Annotated in this window: 5 protein-coding genes and 1 pseudogene; all 6 read left to right on the plus strand. The window is 33.6% G+C overall.

The genetic code is table 11. The annotated features are described in order from the left end of the window. Window positions 1–408: pseudogene (locus tag WFK35_RS21765) on the plus strand (hypothetical protein); the annotation flags it as partial. 24 nt (window positions 409–432) lie between these two features. Next, window positions 433–951 (plus strand): hypothetical protein, encoded by a 519-nt coding sequence (locus WFK35_RS21770; protein ID WP_336734649.1) that lies wholly within the window; start codon window positions 433–435, stop codon window positions 949–951. A 113-nt stretch (window positions 952–1064) separates the two neighbouring features. Continuing rightward, window positions 1065–1502: a transposase gene (locus tag WFK35_RS21775; RefSeq protein WP_235130261.1), complete on the plus strand. Its 438-nt coding sequence runs from the start codon at window positions 1065–1067 to the stop codon at window positions 1500–1502. Between the two features lie 4 nt (window positions 1503–1506). Beyond that, on the plus strand, window positions 1507–1749 hold the full coding sequence (locus WFK35_RS21780) for a hypothetical protein (RefSeq protein ID WP_235130260.1): 243 nt from the start codon (window positions 1507–1509) through the stop codon (window positions 1747–1749). After that, the gene (locus tag WFK35_RS21785; RefSeq protein WP_336734652.1) at window positions 1721–2047 is read left to right on the plus strand and encodes a helix-turn-helix domain-containing protein; all 327 of its coding nucleotides are present in this window, start codon (window positions 1721–1723) and stop codon (window positions 2045–2047) included. Before WFK35_RS21780 ends, WFK35_RS21785 begins: the two co-directional genes overlap by 29 nt. Window positions 2048–2132: 85 nt before the next feature. After that, window positions 2133–3121, plus strand: a 989-nt coding sequence (locus WFK35_RS21790; RefSeq protein WP_336734654.1) for a tetratricopeptide repeat protein, incomplete at its 3' end; no start/stop codon positions are given.

Here is a 3121-nt window from a genome sequence, read left to right on the forward strand (position 1 = left end):
AACAAAATCGCCAGTCCTGACGCAGTTTCCGTCTCCGGAACGTACTATGCTGCGTTTTATGATGCTACAGGAGGATGTTACAGTCCTACGGTAAGTGTTCCGGTACAGATAATTACTTGTCCTTCCTATTGTACACAGCCTGCGGCAATCGGGACACCGGACTATTCATATTCGCTAATAGGGATCTCAACGTATCTTACAAAATCTTCTGATTTTCCAGATGCGGTTTCCAACGGTTTTATAGCATTGGAGTCTAAAGACAAAGGCTTTGTTATTACAAGAGTAGCCAATGAAAACGCCATCGTTAATCCTAAGGAAGGAATGATTATTTATGATATCGCAGCCAATTGCGTGAAGTTATATAACGGCACTGTATGGAACTGTATTGTAAGAAGCTGCAATAATTAAAAACAACAATTAAAATTGGAAATAATGAAAAATAAAGCATATATATTATTCTTCTTTTTTTGGATATTCAGTATATCCCATGCGCAGATCGCTGTTGCAAAAAGCAATGTAAACGGAAGCAGTACTTTACTGGATTTTGAAGATTCTGCTTCCAATACACGAGCGATTATATTACCTGCCGTAAACAGCGCTCCAACGGGTTTAACATCCAATAATAACGGGACTTTTATTTTTGATAAAAGTGATTTAAAATTGAAAATGTTTGAAAATGGTGTGTGGAAAAACCTTTCTGATGCAGGAAATGCTGCCGGAGCAACTTCAAACAGCGGATCAGAATTGGGACAGGGAATAACAATAGGTGCACCTTTCAGCAATGCAAAAGGAGTTTTGGTACTGGAATCATCCGATAAGGCAATGATTCTGCCTAAAATAAGCAATCCGCACATTAATGTAAAGTCACCCCATGTCGGAACAATGTGTTATGATACGGTAAGCAAATCTTTAGCGGTATTTGACGGTCTGAAATGGAATTACTGGAAATAAAGAATTCTTAAAAAAACGATATAATACTCCGGACAAAAATTTACTGTATTTCATTTTCATTCATACAACGGAAATAAAAAAATCAGCTTATTATGAAGTTAAAAAAAATTCACATGGGATCACTTTTAAAAGAAAGAGTGGAAGAAAGTGATCTGGATATGGCGAGAATTGCGAAGTTCTTTAAATGCAGTGAAGAAGAAATACAGGAACATTTTGAAAGGAGAGATCTCTATTGTGAGGATCTGCTGAAATGGTCTAAATTACTGGAATATGATTTTTTCAGGATTTATACACAGCATCTTATATTATACGCTCCTCAGAGAAACGTACATTATAATAAAGTCACCGCCAAAAAGTCTTCCTTACCGCAATTCCGGAAAAATATCTATACCAAAGAAATTATTGAATTTATTCTGGAAAAAATCAACAAAGGAAAAATGTCTAAAAATGAAGTTATAGAACACTATAACATTCCTAAGACTACATTATATAAATGGATTTATAAACACGAGAAAAGTCTCATTAAAAAAAACGATCCTCCATCAATATAAAGCAATGAGAAATAAAAATGTGGAAAATACAAACCGGCAAGAGCTGAAGGGAAAAAGCAAACAGGAAATCATTCAAATTCTGGGAGAAAAAGACTCAGAATATTCTGAAGAAGACCTGTGGATTTATGTGGAAAGGAAAAAAATAATGAAGAAAGTTCTGTATGTGTATTTTGAAAATGAAAAGGTAAGTTTTACAGTAGAAAGATATTATTATTGGTATGAAAGAATTAAAAAAACCAAATTATAAAAAAATTTACAATGATCTGTTGTCAGAAAAATATCCCGAAAAAAAAGAAAAATGTGTACAGATACTTTCCAAAAAGTATCTGTCTTTTGTAGACATTATGAACCTGAATGACCTTATATTTGGGAACAGCAATGAAGATTTTAATCATAAGCACCGTTCTTATGACCGAAAAACAATATTCGAAATTCTGCAATATCAAAAGATCAATAACCTCAACAATACCCAGCTTGCCAGTCATTTTAAAATGAGCAGAAATACCATTACCAAATGGAAAAAAATATTTATTAATCAGTCATGAGATGATATGCATCAATTTCTCAACAAGTTATTCTAATGATTAATTAAAAAAATATATAAATTTTCTTATTTTTATTAAAAAAATAATGCAAAACTTTAAATGGCTATTAATTTTATTATCTCAATTAGTATTTTCCCAAATAAAGACTCAGGCATATTCAAAAAAGCAGATCGACAGTATTATTTCGGCAACATACAGCAAATCTAACATAAAAAAGGCAGTAAAAGATGCATCTGAAGCCTACAGACTATCGGATGAAATGGGTTACGGTTATGGTAAAATGCGGGCTTTGTACAGTGTGGTGAACATTAATATATACACAGGAAACAATAAAAAAGCCATTGAATATGCCAATCAGCTTGAAAAGATTGCATCGGAGGAAAACAATTATCTTTTTCAGGTATTTGCATGGGGAACCAAAGCATCAGCGTATGCATATTTAGGGTTCTTCAAAGAAGCAGACAGCTCTTTAAAAACAGCAGAATCTTTATCGAAAAATCTGAAGGGAGACGACTTTTATTATGCCATGGGAGATTTTTATAAAAGACACGCAGAAATTGAAGAAATGAGGGGTTCCGGGCCGGAAATTATTTTAAAATACGATCTTAAAAGCTTTCTTTCCTGCGAAAAAATTAAAAATGTATACAGAAGAATTACGGTTACCGCTACACAGGCGTATAATCTGGGCAGTTCTTATTCAGCGGTGGGCAAACCGGACTCGGCACTATATTATTCAAGAAAAGCCTATTCGCTCTCTCTTAAGGCAAAAAATCCCAATGATATTGCGTTTGGTTTAATGGGAATTGCAGAAGCATTTAAAAATGTGAACAAAAATGATAGTGCCCTGTATTATTACAATAAAGCGTTGCCTTTATTTTTAAATCTTAAGCAGGATTATCAGCAGCAATACATCTATGAAGATTTATCTTCAATTTACGAAAATCTCGGTGAAAGTAAAACTTCGTTGTATTATACGAAAAAAGCGAAAGATCTTGCGTATGCGTTGAGCAAAAAAGAGAAAGGAGACATCAACGGAACTTACGAATACTTACTGGAAGATAACAACAGAAAGAA

The organism is Chryseobacterium sp. VD8, from assembly GCF_037149975.1.
Lineage (GTDB): Bacteria > Bacteroidota > Bacteroidia > Flavobacteriales > Weeksellaceae > Chryseobacterium > Chryseobacterium indicum.

Bases quoted from the DNA above. Each gene is read 5' to 3' on its own strand.
- WFK35_RS21780 (WP_235130260.1), top strand. From the start codon at position 1,507: ATGAGAAATAAAAATGTGGAAAATACAAACCGGCAAGAGCTGAAGGGA.
- WFK35_RS21770 (WP_336734649.1), top strand. From the start codon at position 433: ATGAAAAATAAAGCATATATATTATTCTTCTTTTTTTGGATATTCAGT.
- WFK35_RS21775 (WP_235130261.1), top strand. From the start codon at position 1,065: ATGGGATCACTTTTAAAAGAAAGAGTGGAAGAAAGTGATCTGGATATG.
- WFK35_RS21785 (WP_336734652.1), top strand. From the start codon at position 1,721: ATGAAAGAATTAAAAAAACCAAATTATAAAAAAATTTACAATGATCTG.